Annotated in this window: 22 protein-coding genes; 15 read left to right on the top strand and 7 right to left on the bottom strand. The window is 56.4% G+C overall.

Annotated features, from left to right (window positions below; genetic code table 11):
* Positions 1-31: 31 nt before the first annotated feature.
* Both ABHF33_RS09135 and pyrE read right to left on the bottom strand, forming a co-directional pair.
* Positions 32-619: a DUF4124 domain-containing protein gene (locus tag ABHF33_RS09135; protein ID WP_348943677.1), complete on the bottom strand. Its 588-nt coding sequence runs from the start codon at positions 617-619 to the stop codon at positions 32-34.
* Positions 620-622: 3 nt separating this feature from the next.
* Complete coding sequence (pyrE, locus tag ABHF33_RS09130; protein WP_348943676.1) at positions 623-1,270, bottom strand: orotate phosphoribosyltransferase; 648 nt, start codon at positions 1,268-1,270, stop codon at positions 623-625.
* Positions 1,271-1,395: 125 nt separating this feature from the next.
* On the opposite strand from pyrE, the gene ABHF33_RS09125 reads away from it, so the two are divergent.
* The 3 genes from ABHF33_RS09125 (at position 1,396) to ABHF33_RS09115 (ending at position 4,726) form a co-directional block, all read left to right on the top strand.
* Complete coding sequence (locus tag ABHF33_RS09125) at positions 1,396-2,169, top strand: exodeoxyribonuclease III (protein ID WP_348943675.1); 774 nt, start codon at positions 1,396-1,398, stop codon at positions 2,167-2,169.
* Between the two features lie 56 nt (positions 2,170-2,225).
* Entirely contained in the window at positions 2,226-3,491 is a 1,266-nt protein-coding gene (locus ABHF33_RS09120; protein ID WP_348943674.1) for an AmpG family muropeptide MFS transporter, read from the top strand.
* Between the two features lie 101 nt (positions 3,492-3,592).
* A complete protein-coding gene (locus ABHF33_RS09115) occupies positions 3,593-4,726 on the top strand; it encodes a hypothetical protein (protein ID WP_348943673.1) in 1,134 nt (377 codons plus the stop codon).
* Here ABHF33_RS09115 and ABHF33_RS09110 read toward each other — a convergent pair.
* Both ABHF33_RS09110 and ABHF33_RS09105 read right to left on the bottom strand, forming a co-directional pair.
* Complete coding sequence (locus ABHF33_RS09110) at positions 4,716-5,027, bottom strand: GIY-YIG nuclease family protein (protein ID WP_348943672.1); 312 nt, start codon at positions 5,025-5,027, stop codon at positions 4,716-4,718. The genes ABHF33_RS09115 and ABHF33_RS09110 overlap by 11 nt on opposite strands.
* 100 nt (positions 5,028-5,127) lie before the next feature.
* Entirely contained in the window at positions 5,128-5,415 is a 288-nt protein-coding gene (locus ABHF33_RS09105) for a BON domain-containing protein (RefSeq protein WP_348943671.1), read from the bottom strand.
* A gap of 207 nt (positions 5,416-5,622) precedes the next feature.
* Between ABHF33_RS09105 and nudC the strand changes: the two genes are divergently transcribed.
* Positions 5,623-6,432, top strand: coding sequence for an NAD(+) diphosphatase (nudC, locus tag ABHF33_RS09100; RefSeq protein WP_348943670.1), 810 nt, complete (start codon positions 5,623-5,625; stop codon positions 6,430-6,432).
* Positions 6,433-6,496: 64 nt separating this feature from the next.
* Here nudC and ABHF33_RS09095 read toward each other — a convergent pair whose 3' ends face one another.
* Positions 6,497-7,741 carry a benzoate/H(+) symporter BenE family transporter gene (locus ABHF33_RS09095; protein ID WP_348943669.1) on the bottom strand — a complete coding sequence of 415 codons (1,245 nt, stop codon included), beginning with the start codon at positions 7,739-7,741 and terminating at the stop codon, positions 6,497-6,499.
* A 235-nt stretch (positions 7,742-7,976) separates the two neighbouring features.
* On the opposite strand from ABHF33_RS09095, the gene ABHF33_RS09090 reads away from it, so the two are divergent.
* A complete protein-coding gene (locus ABHF33_RS09090; RefSeq protein ID WP_348943668.1) occupies positions 7,977-8,876 on the top strand; it encodes a DMT family transporter in 900 nt (299 codons plus the stop codon).
* A gap of 115 nt (positions 8,877-8,991) precedes the next feature.
* The gene (locus tag ABHF33_RS09085) at positions 8,992-9,732 is read left to right on the top strand and encodes a chemotaxis protein CheB (RefSeq protein ID WP_348943667.1); all 741 of its coding nucleotides are present in this window, start codon (positions 8,992-8,994) and stop codon (positions 9,730-9,732) included.
* A 58-nt stretch (positions 9,733-9,790) separates the two neighbouring features.
* On the opposite strand, the gene ABHF33_RS09080 is transcribed toward ABHF33_RS09085, so the two are convergent.
* Positions 9,791-11,416 (bottom strand): methyl-accepting chemotaxis protein, encoded by a 1,626-nt coding sequence (locus tag ABHF33_RS09080; protein ID WP_348943666.1) that lies wholly within the window; start codon positions 11,414-11,416, stop codon positions 9,791-9,793.
* Between the two features lie 115 nt (positions 11,417-11,531).
* Here ABHF33_RS09080 and ABHF33_RS09075 point away from each other — a divergent pair, with 115 nt between their 5' ends.
* From ABHF33_RS09075 to ABHF33_RS09035, 9 genes are all read left to right on the top strand, one after another.
* Entirely contained in the window at positions 11,532-12,101 is a 570-nt protein-coding gene (locus tag ABHF33_RS09075; protein ID WP_348943665.1) for a sugar O-acetyltransferase, read from the top strand.
* A gap of 2 nt (positions 12,102-12,103) precedes the next feature.
* On the top strand, positions 12,104-13,066 hold the full coding sequence (locus ABHF33_RS09070; RefSeq protein ID WP_348943664.1) for a hypothetical protein: 963 nt from the start codon (positions 12,104-12,106) through the stop codon (positions 13,064-13,066).
* A 26-nt stretch (positions 13,067-13,092) separates the two neighbouring features.
* Positions 13,093-14,139, top strand: coding sequence for a YbaY family lipoprotein (locus ABHF33_RS09065; protein ID WP_348943663.1), 1,047 nt, complete (start codon positions 13,093-13,095; stop codon positions 14,137-14,139).
* Positions 14,140-14,481: 342 nt separating this feature from the next.
* The gene (locus tag ABHF33_RS09060; RefSeq protein ID WP_348943662.1) at positions 14,482-16,077 is read left to right on the top strand and encodes an ABC transporter substrate-binding protein; all 1,596 of its coding nucleotides are present in this window, start codon (positions 14,482-14,484) and stop codon (positions 16,075-16,077) included.
* 295 nt (positions 16,078-16,372) lie between these two features.
* The gene (locus tag ABHF33_RS09055) at positions 16,373-17,383 is read left to right on the top strand and encodes an ABC transporter permease subunit (RefSeq protein ID WP_348943661.1); all 1,011 of its coding nucleotides are present in this window, start codon (positions 16,373-16,375) and stop codon (positions 17,381-17,383) included.
* A 2-nt stretch (positions 17,384-17,385) separates the two neighbouring features.
* Positions 17,386-18,303, top strand: a complete 918-nt coding sequence (locus ABHF33_RS09050) for an ABC transporter permease subunit (protein ID WP_348943660.1) — start codon at positions 17,386-17,388, stop codon at positions 18,301-18,303.
* 10 nt (positions 18,304-18,313) lie between these two features.
* Complete coding sequence (locus tag ABHF33_RS09045; protein ID WP_348943659.1) at positions 18,314-19,297, top strand: oligopeptide/dipeptide ABC transporter ATP-binding protein; 984 nt, start codon at positions 18,314-18,316, stop codon at positions 19,295-19,297.
* The gene (locus ABHF33_RS09040; protein WP_348943658.1) at positions 19,290-20,279 is read left to right on the top strand and encodes a peptide ABC transporter ATP-binding protein; all 990 of its coding nucleotides are present in this window, start codon (positions 19,290-19,292) and stop codon (positions 20,277-20,279) included. Before ABHF33_RS09045 ends, ABHF33_RS09040 begins: the two co-directional genes overlap by 8 nt.
* Positions 20,280-20,415: 136 nt before the next feature.
* On the top strand, positions 20,416-21,282 hold the full coding sequence (locus ABHF33_RS09035) for an HDOD domain-containing protein (RefSeq protein WP_348943657.1): 867 nt from the start codon (positions 20,416-20,418) through the stop codon (positions 21,280-21,282).
* On the opposite strand, the gene cyoE is transcribed toward ABHF33_RS09035, so the two are convergent.
* Positions 21,279-22,169, bottom strand: coding sequence for a heme o synthase (cyoE, locus tag ABHF33_RS09030; protein ID WP_348943656.1), 891 nt, complete (start codon positions 22,167-22,169; stop codon positions 21,279-21,281). The genes ABHF33_RS09035 and cyoE overlap by 4 nt on opposite strands.
* Between the last annotated feature and the right edge of the window lie 42 nt (positions 22,170-22,211).

Below are 22,211 nucleotides of genomic sequence, written 5' to 3'. Positions count from 1 at the left end.
ATAAAACCCGTATGTGGCGGCCTGTTCGTGCTTACTTGGGCTGGATATTGCGCAGCTGGATCAGGCGGGCTTTGTCTGCCTCGGCTTTTTCCTTGATTTTGACCAGCTCAAGCTCTTGTCGGGCTAATGATTGATTAATTGTCTTGATCTCGTCGCGATTTAGATCAAGTTCTGTCTGCAAATCGGCTGAGATCGGTTTTTTGTTCTTTTTTAAACGCTCAATCTGCTGATTCAGTCGATTCTGGCGCTCTTGCAGCGTTTGCAAACGCAGGCGATTGGTTTGCTGGGCTGCGGCCAGCGCTTCAATCTGGCGGTCACGCAAAATATCGACTTCTTCAGGCTTGGAAAACGATTGCAGCAAGGCTCGGTCTTTGCGGCGCTGCTCGGTGGCGACACGTTGCCGCTCAAGCTCTGCTGCGCGCTCGGCCTCGCTCTGGTTATTGCCGGTGTTGCGGGCGCGACCATGCTTGTCCAGCTCGGTCACGTCCTTGCTCTGACCAGACGGCGGTTTATCGCTAAATTGCACCTTGCCGTTCTCGTCAACCCAACGGTAAAGCGTAGCCCCCTGAACGCTCAGAGCTACCGTGCACAGCAAAGCAAAAGCAATAAAACGCCGCATAACTTAACCTTGATCTATTCCGTACTGGCTACGGTATTGTTGGACTTTGGCCAGATTCTCAGTCATTCCGTCCTGATCAGCAAGGAAAGTCAGCAAATCTTGCAAAGATGCAATAGGGATAACCGGAATGCCAAATTGCTGCTCGACTTCCTGCACTGCGGAGAGCTCGCCCTGGCCGCGCTCCATGCGATCGAGAGCAATCAATACACCAGCCGGCTCGGCACCTGCGGCACGGATCATGTTCACCGATTCGCGCACCGAAGTCCCTGCGGAAATCACATCATCAATAATCATCACACGCTCCTTGAGTGGCGCACCGACCAGTACCCCGCCCTCGCCGTGATCTTTCGCTTCCTTGCGATTAAAGACAAAGGGCACATTATGCCCCGCGTTAGCCAGCGCCACCGCAGTCGCCGAGGCCAACACAATGCCTTTATAAGCAGGTCCAAACAGCACATCAAACTGAACTTTCGATGCCAAGGCGGCCTGCGCATAAAACCGCGCCAATTCGCCGACCGACGTACCGTCGCTAAACAAACCAGCATTAAAGAAGTACGGCGAGTTGCGACCCGCTTTGGTGATAAAATCGCCAAAACAGAGTACTTTCTGCTCAACGGCAAAGCGGATGAAATCTTGACGGAAGTTAGTCATCGGATAGTCCTGAAGCTGTAGGTAGTGGACAAAAGTATTCGCGCTAGACGAAGCCGCGTGGAAACTTTTGCTTTAACACTTAAATTCACAATACCCGTAAGCATAGCATTACAAGGATACGTCGCGTGCGCATTATTTCTGCCAATTTGAACGGGATTCGTTCTGCCACGACCAAAGGTTTTTTTAACTGGCTCGCCAGCCAGAACGCCGATGTCATCGGCGTGCAGGAGTTGAAAGCCCAGGAAGCCGACCTCACACCCGAGCATACGCCCGCCGGATTTCACGCTTATTTCCATTACGCAGAAAAGAAAGGCTATAGCGGCGTCGGCCTCTATTGCCGCCACAAACCGGACGAAGTGATTACCGGATTGGACATTGCCGACATCGATGCCGAGGGGCGTTATCTGGAAGTGCGCTTTGGCAATCTATCGGTAGTGTCGCTCTATCTGCCGTCGGGTTCGTCGTCGAAAGAGCGACAGGACGTGAAATTCAGCTTTCTGGAGCGTTTCTGGCCACGGCTGAACGCGCTGCGCGAGTCAGGACGTGATGTGATTATCATGGGCGATTGGAATATCGCACACCATGAGATTGACCTGAAAAACTGGAAGGGCAATCTGAAAAACTCGGGCTTTCTGCCCGAAGAGCGCGCCTGGATGACCCAGCTGCTCAATAGCGGCTGGGTTGATACCTGGCGCACGCTCTACCCGGAAATTCCCGGCTACACCTGGTGGAGCAATCGTGGCCAGGCCTACGCCAAAGACGTCGGTTGGCGGATCGACTATCAGATTGCAACGCCAGCAATCGCCGCCACCGCGACTGCGGCCAGTATTTATAAAGACGAGAAGTTTTCCGATCACGCGCCGCTGATTGTGGATTACGACTACCCGCTCGCCCTTTAATATACCACGGTATTGCCACCAAAACCAATCAGAATAAGCCCTACAGCGATATACCCATGAATATCAATCACTACCTTGCAGTCTTTAACAATCGCCGCATCGCTGCGGCGATGTTTCTGGGCTTCGCTTCGGGCTTGCCACTGGCGCTCACCGGCTCAACGCTGCAGGCTTGGCTGTCGGATGCCGGTCTCGACATCAAAACCATCGCCTGGTTCACGCTGGTCGGCCAGCCGTATACGTGGAAATTCCTCTGGTCGCCATTGATTGATCGCTTCCCGATGCCTTTTTTAGGCCGTCGTCGTGGCTGGATGTTGCTGGCGCAACTGGCCTTGGCGGGGGCGATTGCAACGATGGGCGGGCTGAACCCGCAAACGCATCTGGCCACTTTTGCTGTGCTGGCGATTCTGGTCGCGTTTTTCTCGGCGACGCAGGATGTGGTGATTGACGCCTACCGGACCGAAACGCTGCATCAAACCGAGCGCGGCGCAGGCGCGGCAGTTGGGGTATTTGGCTACCGCATGGCGATGCTGACTTCCGGTGCACTGGCCCTGATTCTGGCCGATGGCATCCTGAGCTGGCAGCACACCTACTGGGTGATGGCCGCCTTGATGGCAGGCATGGCGGTGGTAACGCTGCTCTCGCCCGAGCCGGAAGTGCAGCACCAGCCGCCCCGCTCGCTGCGCGAAGCGATTGTCGAGCCGCTGCATGAGTTTTTCAGCCGCGATGGCGCCATTATGCTGCTGGTTCTGGTCGTCGCGTATAAATTGGGCGACGCATTTGCCGGCAGCCTGTCGACCAAATTCTTGCTCGATATGGGCTATGCCAAAACGCAAATCGGCTCGGCCAATAAAGTGTTTGGCATGATCGCCACCATTGTCGGCGGCTTTAGCGGTGCGGTGCTGATGCTGCGCTGGGGGCTATTTCGCGCCCTGCTGGTGTTTGGCACACTACAGGCGCTGACCAATCTGGGCTACTGGCTGATCGCCCTGTACGGCGCGCCCAGCTTGCCGCTGCTGTATTTTGCCATTGGCGGCGAAAATCTGGCGGGCGGCATGGGCACTACAGCAGCAGTCGCACTGCTAATGAGCTTATGCAATCCGCGCTTTACCGCAACGCAATTTGCCCTGCTATCGGCACTGGCCGCCTTTGGCCGCGTCTACGTCGGCCCGGCTTCGGGCTATTTGGTCGTTGCGCTGGGCTGGGCGCATTTCTTTGTTTTCTCGGCCATCGTAGCGATTCCGGGCTTGCTGCTGGCCCTGTATTTGCGCAAAACCATTACTGCGCTCGATGCGCCGCGTGAGTTGCCGGGCGACGACGATTAGTTTTCATTCAGGTTTTAGCCGCAACAGTACCGCTGCAAAGCATTACAAAACCGCCCGCCTTTGCCATGATGTGATCCACCCTCCTCGCTGCGGATCACACCATGCGCACTTATCTTGCCTTGCTTTTTCTGGTCAATGTCAGCATCAGCCACGCCGCCACGCAGGAGTGGGAAGGCGTCTGGCGAGGACAGATAGGCGATGAATCCATCACGACTTGCTTTCAAGTCGATGAATACCATGTCCGTGGGCTGGCTTATTCAGCCACGACACTCGACCCCATCAGCCTGGATTTGCAAGATGAATTACCGCAAGCCGTGAGCAGCTGGCAGACCTACGATGATCAATACTGGGACAAGCTGACGGTCAGCGCGGACGATGAGCTGCTTGGCACCTGGCGTCACAAAGAAAACAGCCTAGCCATCCGCCTAAAAAAAGTCGTCGCCGATGGGGAACGCAATGCCGCATGCTGGAGCGATGCATTTCACAGTGGATTGGAGCGAAATTCGGGCATCAAAACCCGTGTTGCCCACCTTGATCAATTACCTTATCTGATCGTGAGCATTGACGTCGAACCAGCGGATGAAGCCAATGAAATCAAACAAGTTATTGTTGGCGAGCACCCTTGGCAAATACCCAGCCTGACAGCCGAAGTGGTGGCGCAGATGAAGGCCTTACAGCGGGAACAGAGCGACTGCTTTCGCAATACGCTCATCAATCTGGGCAGAAAAGGCGATTTGTATCAGACGCAATCGCTGCCTTTGCTCACGCAGCACTGGTATGTGCTTGCCAGTCATAGCGGAGGCTATTGTGGCGGGGCGAGCATGAATTACAGCAAGCGGTATCAAACTTTCCAGCGCGGCCAATCCCAGCCGGTGAATGTCTGGCACTGGCTCAACCATCTGGCCATTGATACCACCGATGAAAATACGCTTGTCCTCACAGAGGCCTTGCACCATTTGCTCGTGACGCAACTGTCAGAGCAGGAATGCAATCAAACGGCCAACACACAATACAATTGGCATGTATTTCCCAGCGCAGAGGGGCTGACTTTTTCGCCGTCGATCAGCCACCCGCTCTGCGATGAATGGATCACTCTGAGCTATGCAAAGATAGCCAAATTCCTGAGCCCGGCGGGCAAAGAAGCCATGAAGCGCATTCAAGCTGATTTGAAGCGAAGTCAAGGCAAGCGCAGAATACACGGCAACGTATCTTCCCGGAAATCAATCAGGAATTGACTTCTAGCCACATACCCTCGGCACTGCACAAAAACTGCTGACCCAGCTGAGTAGGCGCACTGGCCAGCCAGCGCCGTTTTTGCACCACGCTAAGCTGCTTGATGGCGTATTCAAGCTTGAGCGCCACGCTGCGGTTGGCGCATGGCAGCACCAGCACAATGGCTTCGGGCGGGTGGGCACGGGTGTATTTGGCACCTTTGCCCGCTTGATGTGCGGCAAAGCGCTTGGCCACATCGACCGCTACGCCGGTGTACAGACTGCCGTCGCGGCAGCGCAATAGATAAACAAACCACGGCTGCATCGGCAGGAAACTCGTCTCTTGGCGCACTGGGCCATAACGATACCCGAAAATAACAAAACCCCGCACTGCGGGGTTTGGCTTGCGGCAAAAAACCGGATAATCAGTTTTTTGGCATGATGTCGTTATTCACGAATTTAATGCCTTTGATGCCTTCGGCGATCATGCCAGCTTGCGCCATTTGCTCGCCTTCATCAACCGAACCGCTTAATTTCACGTCGTAGGTATCAGTGGCCTTCACCTGAATATCAAATGGCTTCAAAACAGGGTCAGCGTCGAGTGCCGCTTTGGTTTTCATGGCCAGACAAGCCCAAACACAAGCATCGGAAGCTTGGGCAGTATTGAAGGTAGCAGCGGCGAGCAAAGTCGCGATCAGGGCAATGCGTTTCATCTTGTCTTCTCTCTGAATGTGGCCCACAGGGCTTGGATATGCTGGCGATTCTAGTTGGCATACATTACAAAAAGATTTAATTTTCAAGACAAATTCAAGACAGGGCACGCGCGCTTCCCAGATCAAAGATCAATTCGCGTGCGCACAAGGTGCACGTTACACTAGAGCCTGCTAATTCATAGCTCAACGTCATTCAAGCCCGAGCCCATGCTGCCCAACGATTTCACTCCCGCACATACCCATCCAGAGCATATCCATGCAGAAGATATTTTGATTGCCCTGCATGGCAATACCCTGCTATGTGATCAAAGCGGCCTGGCGAGTGCAGCGCACATTGCGCACCTGCCTAGCGCCGATTATCAGCTCGTCATCGGCCATTATCAGGGGCGGACCGTCCAGTTGCTGTACTGGCGCGAGCTGGCTTTGCCCGACACATTGCAAGCGCTGGAGCTACGCGCCAGCCATGCACTGATTGGCGAAGCATTATGGCTGCTGGCCGGGCGCGCCAGCCAGATTGCCACGTTTTATCACACGCACCGCTTTTGCGGCGTGTGCGGCGCGCCGAACCGGCCTTTGGCGCACGAGGCGGCGTGTGAATGCAGCAGCTGCGGCCATCGCGTCTGGCCACGCATTTCACCCGCGGTGATGGTACTAATCCGGCGCGAAGACGAGCTGCTACTTGCACGCTCGCCGCACTTTCGCGCGGGCATGTATAGCGCCGTGGCCGGTTTTGTCGAGCCCGGAGAGAGTCTGGAGCAATGCGCGCACCGCGAGGTGCTCGAAGAAGTCGGCGTGCGGATTAAAAACCTGCGCTGGTTTGGCAGCCAAAGTTGGGCCTTTCCGCATTCCTTGATGCTGGCCTTTATTGCCGACTACGAGTCGGGCGAAATCATCTGCCAGGAAGGCGAAATCGAAGACGCGCGCTGGTTCAAGCTGGCCGCGCTGCCCGATTTGCCAAGCAGCTACAGCGTGGCGTGGCAGCTGATTGATGCGGTACGTCGGGGTGAGGCGGTTTAAATCATCACTGAATCGCCAAACGCAGTCGTCCCCCCTTTATCAAAGGGGGATAAACAGCAGATGCTCAGGATTTACGCAGCACCAGCGTCGCCACACCACCCGCCACCAAACCCCAGAACGCCGAGCCAATCCCGAATAGCGTCACACCCGAAGCGGTGACGACAAAGGTGATGATCGCCGCTTCGCGATGTGCTTCTTCGCGCACTGCCAGCGCCAGCCCATTACCGATGATATTAAGCAGCGCCAGACCGGCGACGACCATGACCAATTCTTTGGGAAAAGCGGCAAACAGCGCGGCAACCGTCGCGCCGAATACGCCGATCAGCACGTAAAACACCCCGGCGGCCACCGCTGCGACATAGCGTTTGGCGGCGTCTTCGTGTGCGTCTTTGCCCATGCAGATCGCGGCGGTGATCGCCGCCAGATTGATCGCAAAAGCACCAAATGGTGCCAGCACCATCGTCGTTAAACCGGTCCAGCTAATCATCGGCGAAATCGGCGGGCGATAGCCGTTGGCGTGCAGTACGGTGACACCGGGCACATTTTGCGACGCCATCGTCACCATAAACAGCGGCAAGGCGACGCTGGCGACGCTTTGCCAACTGAATGTCGGCGTCGTCCACACCGGCATCGCCAGCTCGAATGCAATACTCCCCAGATGTAATTGCCCCTGCGACGCGGCTAATATAGTACCAACGAGCAATACCCCTACGATGGCGTAGCGTGGCTGCCAGCGACGCAAGATGAGATACGTAGCAATCATGCTGATCGCCAGCCAGAGCTGGCTTTGCAAAGCGGTAAATGCACCAAAGCCAAAGCGCAGCAAAACACCAGCCAGCATCGCTGAGGCCAAGGCCAGCGGAATGCGCTGCATCGCACGTTCAAACCAGCCCGTGATCCCCACCAGCACAATCAACGCGCCCGACAACATAAACGCGCCTATCGCTTCGGGCATGCTGATGCCGGCAACGCTGGTCACCAGCATCGCCGCGCCCGGCGTTGACCATGCGGTGACCACCGGAACGCGATAGCGTAGCGACAGCCCAATACACGTTAACCCCATCGCCAGCCCCAGTGCCCACATCCACGACGCTGTTTGCGCTGGCGTGGCGTGCAGCGCTTGCGCGGCCTGAAACACAATCACCGCCGAGCTGGTAAAACCCACCAGCACCGTCACAAAGCCCGCGACCAGCGCCGAGAACGAAAAATCTTTCAATACCTGCATGCCCACCCCCCAAGGTCCAGCTTTATTCTGGCGGTTTTGGCGGGCAGCGGCAAACACAGATTGGCGCAAATTGAGCCAGAACATCTGGTTACAGCGTGCCGGGTTGACGGCTTACAGACGATGAAGGCATGATCAAGCCATGAAAGCCATCAAAACCCATTACACCTATTTGATCGCCCTCCATGCCCACGCTGCTGCGTGGCTGCTAGTCGCGCCTGCGCGCTAGCGTTCGCCTGTTTTGGCATCGTTACCGCGGAAAACCATCCCGCGGCAGGCGATCCCTCCCCGGATAGTTTCCGCATTACCCGGGAGTAGTCCTATGTTTAAGCACATTACCTCGCGTTTCAGCCCCTATCAGATCGGCGTTGCTCTGGCTTTTCTGGCTTCAACTGGCTTTGCTGCCAAGGCCATTTTCGCCAAACTGGCCTACCGCTACGGCGTGGATGCCGTCACTCTGGTCACCTTGCGCATGATCCTGGCGGGCTCGGCGCTGCAACTGATCCGCTTTTATCGGGCCGCCCCAGCCGAGCCACTCAGCCGCGCACAAAAATGGGGCATTGTCGGGCTGGGCATTCTGGGCTATTACCTTTCCAGCATTCTGGACTTCATCGGGCTGGAAACCGTTAGCGCCAGCCTGGAACGGCTGATTTTGTGCCTCTATCCAACCTTTACCATTGTGTTTGGCGCCGTTTTACTGGGACAAAGCATTTCAAAACGCGTGCTGCTGGCCATGCCTTTAACCTATCTGGGCATTGCATTGGTCTTGTTGCCTGATCTGGCGCATGCCCGCTCCGACTGGATTGGCATTCTGTTTGTTCTGGCCAGCACCCTGAGCTTTGCCTTGTATATGACTTTAAGCCCCAAACTCATCACCCAAGTTGGGTCAATGCGTTTTACCGAACTGGGGCTCACGGTGTCCAGCCTCGCCATGCTGCTGCATTTTGTATTGACCCGCCCAATCGGCACGCTGGTACAAACACCCGAGGTCTGGGCTTATGCCGGTTTGATCGCGGTGTTCTCGACCATTTTGCCCGTCTATGCCACAACGGCGGCCATGCAGCGTATCGGCGGAGGACGCACAGCTTTGATAGGCAGTTTTGGGCCGGTACTGACGATTATTTTTAGCGTCAGTATTCTGGGTGAAACACTGGGCGCACTACAATGGCTGGGTGCGGCGATTGTATTGGCGGGGGTCTGGATCGTTGGCAAGAAAGGCTAGGGTCTGCTATCACGGTAAATAGGCAAGCTGTTTGCCAAGGAGAAAGAATGTTTCAGCCATCGTCACCATCAACCAACAATCATGCCGGTGCTTTACTGCCCGGCATGACGGAGGCATGATGACGATGAACAGCTTTGCCAGTCATAGCTTGAGCACTGGCAGCGCCCGGCCAGCGGCCAGCAGCGCCGGAATGAACGCCACCCAGTCAAGCATTCAGGAAAGAATGGGCGCGCCCAAGCTGAATGCCGACGCCATTTTAAAACCGCCAAATCCGCTCGATAGAATCCCCGCCACTGCCAAAGTTATTGCGATTGGCACCTCAACTGGCGGTACTCAGGCTTTGGAAGCCATTTTGCCCAAGCTGAAAAAGACATGTGCCGGTATTGTGATTGTGCAGCATATGCCGGAGAAATTTACCGGCAGCTTTGCCGCGCGGCTCAATAGCCTGTGCGAAATTGAAGTTCGCGAGGCCCGCAACAACGACCGGATAGAACCCGGTCTGGCCTTGATCGCCCCGGGTGGAAAGCACATGCTCTTGCGCCGAAGCGGCATGCAATATTTTGTCGAAGTAATGGCAGGCCCATTAGTGAGCCGCCACAGGCCATCGGTTGATGTGCTGTTCCGTTCGGTAGCCTGCGCGGCAGGCCGCAATGGAGTTGGCTATATTTTGACCGGAATGGGCGACGATGGCGCGCGCGGATTGCGCGAAATGCTGGATGTGGGAGCCAAGACTTTTGCCCAGAACGAATCGAGCTGCGTGGTCTTTGGCATGCCCAAAGAAGCTTTAAGCATAGGCGCCACGCGCGATGTACTGCCACTGGAACGAGTGGCCGAATCAATCAGCCAGTATCGCTAACTCTAATCAGCCCAATCCGGACACCGAGGCCGCCCAGACCATGGTGTCCTGATCTTTCTTAGCGCACCTTGAAGCGTTGCACCGTTTGCGAGAGCTGGCTGGACATCGATTCAAGCTGGCTGATTGAATCAACCATATTGCGCACAGCCACCGAGTTTTCTTCGGCCATCTGGGCGATTTGCTCCACATTGACGGCAATATCGCGTGCCGCCATTCTTTGCTCCTGCACTTGCTCGGAAATGCCGAAGACCGATTCAACCACATTGCTGCTGCTGGCATTGATCTTGCCAATACTGTCGCTGGCCTGATTCGCTAGATTCAGCCCTTCGCCGACCCGGCGGCTGCCATTGCTCATGCGGACTACTGCATCCTGAGCGCTACCCTGTATCGAGCTGACCATCGCGGTGATTTGTGATGCCGACTGGGCGGTTCGCTCGGCCAGTTTGCGCACTTCATCGGCCACCACGGCAAAGCCGCGCCCCATATCACCAGCACGTGCCGCTTCAATCGCCGCATTCAACGCCAGCAAATTGGTTTGGTCGGCCACGTCCTTGATGACGACCACAATGCTGCCGATTTCTTCGATATTGCGCCCCAGCTCGGTAATTTGCTGTGCGGCGCTATTCACTTCACCGGAAATGGCCTGCATTTCCCGTACAGCAGCCCCCACATCGCCGCTGCCAACCTGTGCCAGTTGGCCGGCATCACGCGCTTTTTGCTCGACATCAACCGAGTTATGCGCCACCTGATCCATGCTGACGCTCATCTGTTCAACGGCTGCAGCCATATTGCTCGCCGACGACGATTGCGAATCGGTTCCGCTATGAATCTGCTGCGATGCATGGCTTAGAGTACGGGCAGCGTTGGCGACATCGTGCGAATTATCACGAATCTGGCCGATAATTTGCGTCAGATTTTCCTGCATTTTTTTCAGCGATGACAGCAGCAGGCCGATTTCATCCTTGCCAATAGTCTGCCCGCGCCAATCGTGGGTCAAATCTCCGGCAGCAATTTTTTCTGCCACATTGCTGGCGGCAAGCAGCGAGCGAATCACCTGATTGGCAATCAGCAGAGCCAGCACCAGACCCGTAATAATGGCCAGCACCGCCACGATGGAGATCACGCTCAGCGCCGCAGTCGTGCCACTGGCCACCTGCTGTTTGCCGTCTTCCATCACCGAGCCCTGATGGCGAACCAGCTTGAGCACAGCATCACGGTAGGCATTGCTTACCGGCGCATAGGTGTTGTTGATAAAGGTTGCACCGGTGGTGCGATCAAGCTGGAACTGGCTGACCAAAGTCACTTTCTGTTTAGCAATCGTCTCGTGAACACGCCCCACTTCGTCCATCAACGCTTTCGATTGCGCGTCCATTGGCATCGCTTTAAGCTTGGCTAACAGCGCATTTTCACGCTGCAATTGCTCGTCGAGCTTTTTCAGCTCGGTATCCATGCCTTCGTAATCTTCAGCCAAGGCGGCATTACGGAACAGCAAATCGGTTTCATACGCCACCATCACCAGCTCATTGGCCGCGACGGCGGCGGGATAACGCTCGCCAACCAGCTCGCCAATCTTGCCTTTGATGGTGCCCAGACTCATCAAAGCGGCGAGTGTAACTACCAGCAGCAAGACCAGAACCAGGCCAAATCCTGCCATTAACCGAGCCTTTACACCCCAAGTCTTCATCGCTTTACCCGCTCCCCGGCGTTAAAAATCACCAATCCTTACAATGATAGGTGGCTTATACTGCAAAGCAAGAAGTATACTCTAAATCAGACATCACTAATATTGGGGCGTATCAATGTCGGACAATATCCGCAAATTTGCTTTTGATGAAATTGGACACGATGACTTAACGCAAGAGCGGATACTGATCCGCCAGTACAATCAGTTGGGATACGATCAAAGCGAAGAAAAAGCGGCGTTGCTCAAACAGATTTTTGCCCAGGCCGATGAAGTGACCATCAACGGGCCGCTCAAGATTGTCCGTGGTCAGCTGATCAGCATCGGCCGCAAGGCGTTTATCAATGTCAATGTTGAAATCGCTGCTGCAGCGCCGATTAGTATTGGTCACCACACCTTGATCAGCCCGAATGTGCAAATCCAGACTGCCACCCACCCGGTAGACCCTACCGAGCGCCAGCAATGGGCATTCTGGGCCAAACCGATCACGATTGGCGCCAATGTCTGGATCGGTGCCAACGCGATTATCTGCCCCGGTGTAACGATTGGCGACCATAGCGTGATTGGCGCAGGCAGTGTGGTGAGCCGCGATATTCCGGCGTGCTCGCTGGCCGTTGGCAACCCAGCACAGGTCGTACGCCAACTAACACCACCCGATGAGGCGACGCTTTACGCCAAAAACCCCTAACCATGTTTGATACTTTAAAAAGTCTATTTAATAGAACCGCTCCGCCCCCAGGTGCCGACCCCGAGCTGGTCGATGCATTAACCGAGATCGCCAGCCCGGCCATCAAGCTGGCGCGCAAATACCAGAGCCGCCTCTCGCCTTATGTGCGCTGGGCGCAGGATCATGCAGCACGCTTTACGGCCCAATGGCCGGAGCCGCTGGCGCTCGATGTACCGAGCTGGCGGCAGGAGCGTATCTTGCAACTGCTGTTTGCCACCCCGTCCCGGATGGGCGAGCTGATCGGGCAAAATCCGCTGCTGCAAAACTGGTTTGCCCAGAACCCCTTTATCGACACCTGCTACATTATTTTTACCGCAGATTCGCGGCAAAAAATGCGTTACGGCATGGTCGAAGAAGGCGGGCAAATCCGGCAGGATGTACCACAGCAGGTTTTGCAATTTAGCAATTATCGTGTCAACGCCACTGCCGACTCGCTCACCAGCCTGCTCGCCTCCGGCCCGCGCCGGATTCTGGAGCTGATCGCAATGCAAGCCAGCCTGCGCATTGCAACACTGGAGCAGGATAAAGCGCAGCTTGATGCCGAATTGCTCAATGCCCGCACCATGCTACGGATGGCACAGGCGCACACGCCTGAATATGCCCATCAGCAAAGCCGCATCAATTCGCTCACCGGGCAGCTGCAACAGTGCAACGAAGCGCGCAGCCCGGATGCCTTGTGCGAATTATTCATCACCGAGCTGGCCGCCACGCCCGACATCCTGACGCTGGAAAAGCAAACCTTGCTGGTGGATTCAATGGGCATTATTGCCAGCGGTCTGGGCGATGAGCAGGCGATGGAAATCAGCGAGCTGGTCCTGCAACGTAGCGAGCCCATCCGCAAGCTGGTGATGGTGCTGCAAGTGCCGCGCAGCCTGATGCAGGCTCCATGCGCGCCCAGCACTTTTACCGGCGAAGCCCGGTTTTAATTTCAATTCACCCACAGGACTCCACCATGAACAGATGGATTTTGCTCGCCACCAGCCTGCTCAGTTCGCTGGCGCTGGCGCAAACCACTTACAACGTCACTTTCCGCTGTGGCAGTGGCGATATTTTTCAGGTTCGCAGTCTTGGCCAGGATCAGGTTCAAGTACAGCGCGGCCTGTATCAACCGGTGAATGGCCTGACGCGCATGACGCTGACGCAAGTTATCAGCGCCTCGGGCAGCAAATACAGCAATGGCGACTATACCGTGTGGATCAAGGGTGCTCAGGCCATGCTGCTGCAGGGCGAAACAGCGCTGGCGAGCGATTGCACCGCCAGCCGTGATAGCGAGCCGCTGACGCCGGTGCGCGATGCGTCTAGCGGTATTGTGTTCGTGCCGCCAGAGCGCTGGCTGGCTCAGGATGTGAAACTCACAGCGCAGGCTGGCAGCGATATTGACCCGGCCATTCAATACGAGGGCAACACGGCCACGCATCAGCTGGAATACCATTTTCAAACTGAAAACGGCACCAGCGCGCGCTTGCTCAATCTGCTGGTTTTCCCCGCCAGCCAGCGACCAGTCGGCCAGCTACCGGCCAATACCCTGCTGCTGGGCACGGATGGCCAGCGTACTTATTTCGCCCAATTGGCGGGCGATCATCCATTCGAGCCGGGCAGCGCTGCCGCGCAGCAATTTGCCGCACTACGCCTCAGTAGCGAAGAGCTGACCCAAAGCTTTTCGATGTATGGGGTGGTCATCAATCAGGCCGTAGAAACCGTCTCGGTGAATGTGCACTGGCTTGATCGTGCGTTGCGGCCCGGCAGCGAACAGGTGCTTGAGCTGCGTAATCTGGATAGTAGCAAGGCCGGTGAAGTTGTCGCCCGACACAGCCAGATTCTGGAAAAAGGCACGCCCAAAGCGGTGGTATTGCGCTTTGATCCGGCGGCCATCAACCCTAAACACCGCTATCTGGTCAGTGCCAAATTGCGGCAAAACGGCCGCACCATCATGAGCAGCGAAGCGCGTCCGGTGCTAACCCACGGCCATGGCCGCACGGCGACGTTGATTCTCAACTAAACCAGGGTATAGCCCTGTAGATCAGCCTATAAAACAGCTACAGAGCAATACCCTTTAAACTCAACGCGAAATATTTCCTAGCCAATCGCAACGGTGCGCGGGCAGCAGCGCCGTTGCGATGATCCTGGCCTTCACCTCGGCTGGCCTGCTCACGCCCTCCTCCGCGACGCGGAAAAATCCGCTCAGCACCGCCGCTTCAACATCCCCGTTTCGCAATATTGACTTGAATCATAAGCTCATGATTCGTGCGGGATAGTCCGAATGTCAGATTGCCGGGCGTCAGACTACGATTCACCTGTCCCATCAATGTAAGAGTGTCAGTCACTCCTGTGGAGAAATACTATGACCTTGAAAATGCGTCGCGTCGTCATCGCCAGTGCCATTGCACTGATCAGCGGCACCGCCAGTGCGGCCGGTACTTTGATTTATTGCTCGGAAGGCAGCCCGTCCGGTTTTGATCCGGCTCGCCATGTTACCGGCACCGATTTTGATGCCTCAGCCGAAACCATTTTCAATCGTCTGGTCGAGTTTTCTCCCGGCTCGACACAGATTCGCCCCGGTCTGGCCGAAAAATGGACCGTTAGCGCCGACAATCTGAGCTACACCTTCTCGCTGCGCAAAGGCGTGAAATTTCACACCACGCCGTATTTCAAGCCAACGCGCGACTTTAACGCCGATGACGTCGTGTTCTCGTTCAAGCGCTTTACCGACAAGAATTTCCCTTTTAATAAAGCCGCACCGACCGATTTCCCCTACGCGTCCGATATGGCGCTGGACACCAATCTGATCGGGATTGAAAAAGTAGACCCGTACACTGTGCGCCTGAAACTGAAAACAGTTGACGCTGCCTTCCTGCAAAATCTGGCGATGTCGTTTGCCTCGATTCATTCGGCCGAATACGCCGAAGGCCTGCTCAAAGCGGGCAAAGCGCAGCAGCTCAACACCCAGCCTATCGGCACTGGCCCCTTTGTTTTCAAGTCTTACCAGAAAGACGCCAATATCCGCTACGACGCGAACAAGGAATACTGGCGCAAGGGTGATGTGAAGCTCGATAAGCTGATTTTCGCCATCACCACCGATGCGTCGGTGCGCTATCAGAAGCTACAAAAAGGTGAATGCCATGTAATGGCCTACCCGAAACCGGCCGATCTGAAAGCCATGCAAACCAATCCCAAACTCGTTGTGCCGAGTCAGGCAGGCTTTAATACCGGCTGGCTAAGCTATAACGTGACGCGCAAACCATTCGACAAGCTGGAAGTTCGCCAGGCGCTCGATATGGCGATCAATAAAAAATCAATCATTGACGCCGTTTTCCAGGGCGCAGGCCAGGTTGCGACCAACCCGATGCCCCCCACCCAGTGGTCTTACAATAAAAACCTGAAAGATGCGTCACTCGATCTGGCCAAGGCCAAAGCGCTGCTGAAAAAAGCCGGCGTGGCCGAGGGCACCGAAGTAACTTTGTGGGCGATGCCGGTGCAACGCCCGTATAACCCGAACGCCAAGCTGATGGCCGAAATGATCCAGAACGACTGGTCAAAAATCGGCATCAAGGCCAAGATTGTCACTTACGAATGGGGCGAGTACATCAAGCGCGCCAAAGCGGGCGAAGCTGACACGCTGCTGATCGGCTGGACTGGCGACAATGGCGATCCTGATAACTGGCTGGGCGTGAATCTGGGCTGCGAAGCAGTTGGCGGCAATAACTACGCGCGCTGGTGCAATAAGGAATTTGACGATCTGATCACCACTGGCCGCGCCACCACCAATCAGGCCGAACGCGTGAAGCTGTATGAAAAAGCCCAGCTGATTTTCAAACGCGAGCTGCCATGGACCACACTGGCGCACTCGACGGTGTATCAGCCGATGCGCAAGGAAGTACAAGGCTTCAAGATCAGCCCGTTTGGTCTGAACTCCTTCTACGGTGTGAGCCTGAAATAAGGCCATTCGCGCCGGGGCCTGCTTGCGACCCTGGCGCGGCGGAGTGCCGCGTGGCGCTCCGCATACACCTGTTAGTATCAAGCTGTAAGCATTGTCAGATCAGGGCTATATTGATATACCCTGCAAGCCCGCCACCGGGCTGCGATTTTTCCAAACAAGTAGCCAGGCTGCTTTCTGCACACCAGAGCCCGCACTGACGCCCCGCGCATCCAGTGCGCCAACGCCGGCCGCTGCAGAAACGCCACTGCTTGCCAACCCGCTGCGAAATGCCGCGCATTTTGCTGGGAGAGTCAGCATGTTTAGTTTCATTTTACGCCGCATCGCGGTCGTCATTCCGACCTTTATCGGCGTGACCCTGCTCGCTTTTGCGCTCATCCACATGATTCCGGGCGATCCGATTCTGGTGATGATGGGCGAGCGCCAGATCGACCCCGAGTTTTATCGCGCCGCCATGCAGCGCCTCGGGCTGGACCAGCCGCTGTATGTGCAATACGGGCACTATGTGCTCAATGTGCTGCAGGGCAATTTCGGCCAGTCGATTGTGACGCAAGAGCCAGTGCTGAGCGAATTTCTAAAATTATTCCCGGCCACCGTCGAGCTATCCGTGTGCGCGATGATGTTTGCCTGTGCCATCGGCCTGCCCGCAGGCATGCTGGCGGCGACGCGCCGCGGCACAGTGATTGATCACGTGACGATGGGCGGTGCGCTCACCGGCTACTCGATGCCGATTTTCTGGTGGGGGCTGATCCTGATTATGCTGTTCTCGGTGCATCTGGGCTGGACGCCGGTTTCCGGCCGAATCGCGCTGGAATATGACATCAATCCGGTCACCGGTTTTATGCTAATCGACACCTGGCTCTCGGGTGAAGAAGGTGCTTTCAAATCGGCGCTGCACCATCTGGTGCTGCCCGCCGTGGTATTGGGAACGATTCCGATGGCCGTGATTGCCCGGATGACACGCTCGGCCATGCTGGAGGTGCTGCGCGAAGACTATATCCGCACTGCCCGCGCCAAAGGGCTGGGCCGCACGCGCATAGTGATCGTGCACGCCTTGCGCAATGCGCTGATGCCTGTGGTCACTGTGATCGGCCTGCAAGTGGGCACGCTGCTCGCTGGCGCGGTGCTCACCGAAACCATCTTCTCCTGGCCCGGCATTGGCAAATGGCTGATCGATTCGATTTCCCGCCGTGATTATCCCGTCGTACAGGGCGGCATTTTGCTGATCGCCACCCTGGTGATTTCCGTCAACCTGCTGGTGGACATCCTCTACGGAGTGATTAACCCACGCATCCGCCACGCGAGGTAAGTATGAGCACACCTATTCAAACAACACTGAACGATGCCGCTGGCGCACTGAGCTACCCTTCACCATTAAAGGAATTCTGGCAGTCGTTCAGCGCCAATCGTGGCGCGCTGATTGCGCTGATTTTCTTCGGCCTGCTGGTCATTGCCGCGCTGTTTGCGCCGTGGCTGGCGCCGCATTCACCCATCGAGCAATACCGCGATGCCTTGCTGACGCCACCCGTCTGGGTTAGCGGTGGCAGCTGGCTGCATATCATGGGCACCGACGAGCTGGGGCGGGATATTCTGTCGCGGCTGATGCACGGCGCACGCCTGAGCCTGATGATCGGCGTGGTCTCGGTGGCATTGTCGATGCTGCCCGGCATCGTGCTGGGTTTGCTGGCGGCGTTTTATCCGAAAATGCTCGGCAACGGCATTATGCGTCTGATGGACATTATGCTGGCGCTGCCCTCCTTGCTGCTCGCGGTCGCCGTCGTGGCCGTGCTGGGGCCGGGCCTGCTGAACACCATGCTGGCCATTGCGATTGTGTCTTTGCCATCTTACGTTCGTCTAGCGCGCGCATCGGCGATGACCGAGCTGAATAAAGATTATGTCGTCGCCAGCCGGCTGGCCGGTGCGGGCAAATTGCGTCTGATGTTTAACGCCGTACTGCCCAATTGCATGGCACCGCTGATCGTACAAGGCACGCTGGGCTTTTCATCAGCGATTCTCGACGCTGCGGCGCTGGGTTTCTTGGGGCTGGGCGCACAGCCGCCGCTGCCCGAGTGGGGCACCATGCTGGCGTCGGCGCGTGATTACATCGACAGCGCGTGGTGGGTAGTCACCATGCCCGGCGTGACGATTTTGCTGACCGTGGTGGCGCTCAATCTCTTGGGCGATGGTTTGCGCGATGCGCTAGACCCGAAACTGAAAAAATTAGCCTGAGGGTCCAAGCATGAGTTTATTAGACATTCGCAATCTCAATGTGAGCTTTGGCAACACAGCGCAGCCGTTTCACGCCGTTTCCGGCCTTGATCTGACGGTCAACCGTGGCGAAATCGTCGGCATCGTCGGCGAATCAGGTTCGGGCAAATCGGTGACGATGCTGGCGATGATGGGCCTGATCGATGCACCGGGCCGCGTCACCGCCGATGCCCTGCAGTTTAACGGCCAGGATTTGCTCGGCATGAAAGCGGCGCAAAAGCGTCGGATCATCGGCAAAGACATTGCGATGATTTTTCAGGATGCACTCACCAGCCTGAATCCGGCGTATACCGTGGGCTTTCAGCTGATGGAAACGCTCAAGCTGCATACCCCGCTACGCGGCGCAGCATTACGACGCCGGGCGCTGGAATTGCTCGAACAAGTGGAAATCCCTGATGCCAAATCACGGCTGGAAGCCTATCCACACCAACTCTCGGGCGGGATGAGCCAGCGCGTCATGATCGCGATGGCGATTGCCTGCGAGCCCAAACTCCTGATCGCGGACGAACCAACCACCGCGCTCGATGTGACGGTACAGGCGCAAATCATGGAGCTGCTGGTCAATCTGCAGAAACAGAATGAGATGGCGCTGATTCTGATTACGCACGATCTGGCCGTCGTCGCCGAAGTGGCGCAACGCATGGTGGTGATGTACGCCGGTGAAGTCGTTGAAAGCAGCGCCACCGATGCACTGTTTGCCACGCCGCGCCATCCGTATACCCAGGCGCTACTTTCGTCGATTCCGGAACACAGCAAGGGCGCGCGCCGCCTGTCAACGCTGGCCGGGGTCGTCCCTGGCCAATACGATAGGCCACAAGGCTGTTTACTCAGCCCGCGCTGCCCTTACGTCACCGACACCTGCCGCAGCACCAAGCCTGCTCTATTACCCCTAATGGGTACTAGCGTACGCTGCTTTACCCCATTGGACTCCAGCGGGATACCCACCCATGAATAATCAAAATACACCCAATAACATTCTGGAAGCCAAGGGGCTGTCGCGGCACTACACCGTCAGCCGTGGATTTATGCAAGGCCATGCTACGGTCAAAGCGCTGAACGATGTGTCGTTCCAGCTTGCCGCAGGCAAAACGCTGGCCGTCGTCGGCGAATCGGGCTGTGGCAAATCGACGCTGGCGCGTCAGCTCACATTGATCGAAGAGCCCAGCTCGGGCCATCTGGTGATTGACGGTGTAGATATCGCCAACGCCGATGCCGCAGCACTCAAAGCCTTGCGCCCCAAGGTGCAGATGGTTTTTCAAAATCCATTCGCCAGCCTGAATCCGCGCAAACAGATTGGCAGCATGCTGGCCGAGCCTTTGCTGCTCAATACCGATCTGAATGCGCAGCAACGTGAAGAGCGTGTTCGCGAGATGCTCAACATTGTCGGGCTGCGCCCCGAGCACTATCACCGCTACCCGCATATGTTTTCCGGCGGGCAGCGCCAGCGGATTGCGATTGCCCGCGCAATGATGCTCAAGCCCGCCGTGCTGGTGGCTGACGAGCCAACGTCGGCGCTGGATGTATCGATTCAGGCGCAGATTCTGAATCTGTTTATGGATCTGCAGGACGAGCTGGGCACGGCGTATGTGTTTGTCAGCCACAATCTGGCGGTGGTCGAACATATTGCCGACGATGTGATGGTGATGTATTTCGGCAGCACCGTTGAATACGGCGACAAGAAAACCATTTTCGAGCAGCCGCTGCACCCGTACACGCGCGCGCTGATGTCGGCCACTCCGGCAATCCGGCAGGAAGACCGCCGCGCCAAAATGAAGCTCACCGGCGAGCTGCCATCGCCACTGAATCCCCCCACTGGCTGTGCCTTTAGCACCCGCTGCCCCTACGCCGACTCGCGTTGCCGGGCCGAGGTGCCGCCACTACGCCCATTGGCCAATCGCATGATTGCCTGCCATCACATCGAGAGCATTGCGCTCTGATCCAGTACGGGACGGGAGGCGCCATCGCTTTCCCCGTCCCTGATCGCCCATCCGGCCATTTTTGCATCGCAACAAATTTTGTACTGGGCGCAGACATTAACTATGCTGGTGTATCGACTTTTCAGAATTGAAAATCATGTCCATTCTGCAATATGCCAATAAAACACCGGAACAGCTGCATGATGAGCGCTTGAGCATGTTGATCGACATTGCCAAGGAGCTTGAGAATGAAGTGATTTTCCCGACCTGTTTTGACGCCTCGGTGCAAATCAGCACGGTCATGAAGAGTAAAACCGCGTCGGTTCAACGCATTGTGCATGAGATCCAGAAAGACCCGCTGATCACGGCTAAATTGCTCAAGCTGGCCAATTCGGTCGTCTACAACCCGATGGGTAAAATGGTCCTGGATTTGGGTTCGGCCCTCGCCCGCCTTGGCATGGAAACCGCGCGTTCGACCGCGCTGGCTTGCGCGATGCAGCAACTGGTCAGATCGCGCGAATTAAGCGCCTTTGACAATACCGCCAACTGGTTCTGGATCCACAGCCTGAAAACGGCGATGATCGCCCGCGTGATTGCCCGACGCCTGACCCGTGTTAACCCCGAAATTGCCATGTTGGCCGGGCTGGTGCACGATCTGGGCGCATTTTTCATGCTTGACCGCGCCGGACGCTACCCCGAATTATCCGAGCGCCCGAAAACCGTCGAATATCTGGTTGCGCAATGGCATGAGAGTGTTGGCACCATCTTGCTCGACTCGCTAGGATTGCCTGAAGAAGTGGTTGCAGCAGTCAATGAAATCGACCAGCCACGCCCCTTTATTGATACGCCGCGCAATCTGGGTGAAGTGATCTACGTGGCCAATCTGTTTGCTGGTGGCTTTGCCGAAATGCAAAAACTGGATCTGCCCGATTTGCACGAGCCCAAAGAACTAAGCCACGCCAAGTACACCGATCTGTGCAGTGAAATGGATGAAGCCTGCCAGGAAATGATCAGCATGTTTTAAAGGGCAAAAACATAATGATCGATCAGCAAGGCCAGAAACAGATACGCCAGATACGAGATTGAACAACGGAACAAGCGACGGGCATCCTCATCAGCGTCGCTGCGATACACCCGCCACGCTCCCAGCAAAAACCAGCCATTCAAGCCCAGACTCGCCAGCAGATAAACCCCGCCCGAAAATCCGACGGCCACGGGCAATAGCGTCGTGGCAGCCAAAATCCAGCTATATAGCCAGATAGCCAGCCGGGTAAAAGCCCGGCCATGGGTCACGGGCAGCATGGGCAAGCCCGCCTTGCGATAATCCTCCATCCGGTACAGCGCCAGCGCCCAGAAATGCGGTGGCGTCCAGGCGTAGATGATCAAAAACAGCGACGCCGCGATGGCTGAAACTTCCCCGGTCATCGCCGCCCAGCCCAGAATAGGCGGCATGGCGCCAGCAGCGCCGCCGATCACGATATTCTGCGGGCTGGCTGGTTTTAACCAGCGGGTATAGACCACAGCATAAGCAATAAAGGTAGCTAGCGTTAAATACAGGGTAAGGGTATTTACAAACTGCCCGAGCAGAAATGCCCCGCTCACCGTGAGCAATAAAGCATACGCCGCTGCCCACTGCCAGTTGATCATCCCTTGCGGCAAAGGCCGTAAATGGGTGCGCAGCATCAGCGCATCTCGTTCAATTTCAAATAGGCAATTGGCACAGGCTGCGCCGCTGGCAATCAGAGCGATGCCAAGAATCGCGGCCAGCATCACCCCGGGACGAAACTGGTTGCTGCTGGCGAGCAACATGCCGATCCAGGCACAGAAAACGATCAGTGCGACAACACGCGGCTTACCCAGACGGAATAAGGCCAGCCCCAACTGCGGTGTATTTAGCTCTGAAACAGCCATTTTCGCCCCCCTGCTACAGATGAAGATGCAGATGCAAACCAG

The sequence above is a fragment of the Chitinibacter sp. FCG-7 genome (assembly GCF_040047665.1).
Taxonomy (GTDB): Bacteria; Pseudomonadota; Gammaproteobacteria; order Burkholderiales; family Chitinibacteraceae; genus Chitinibacter; species Chitinibacter mangrovi.
The sequence above is the reverse complement of the archived record's forward strand: the minus strand, read 5'-3'. Positions and strand labels throughout refer to the sequence as shown.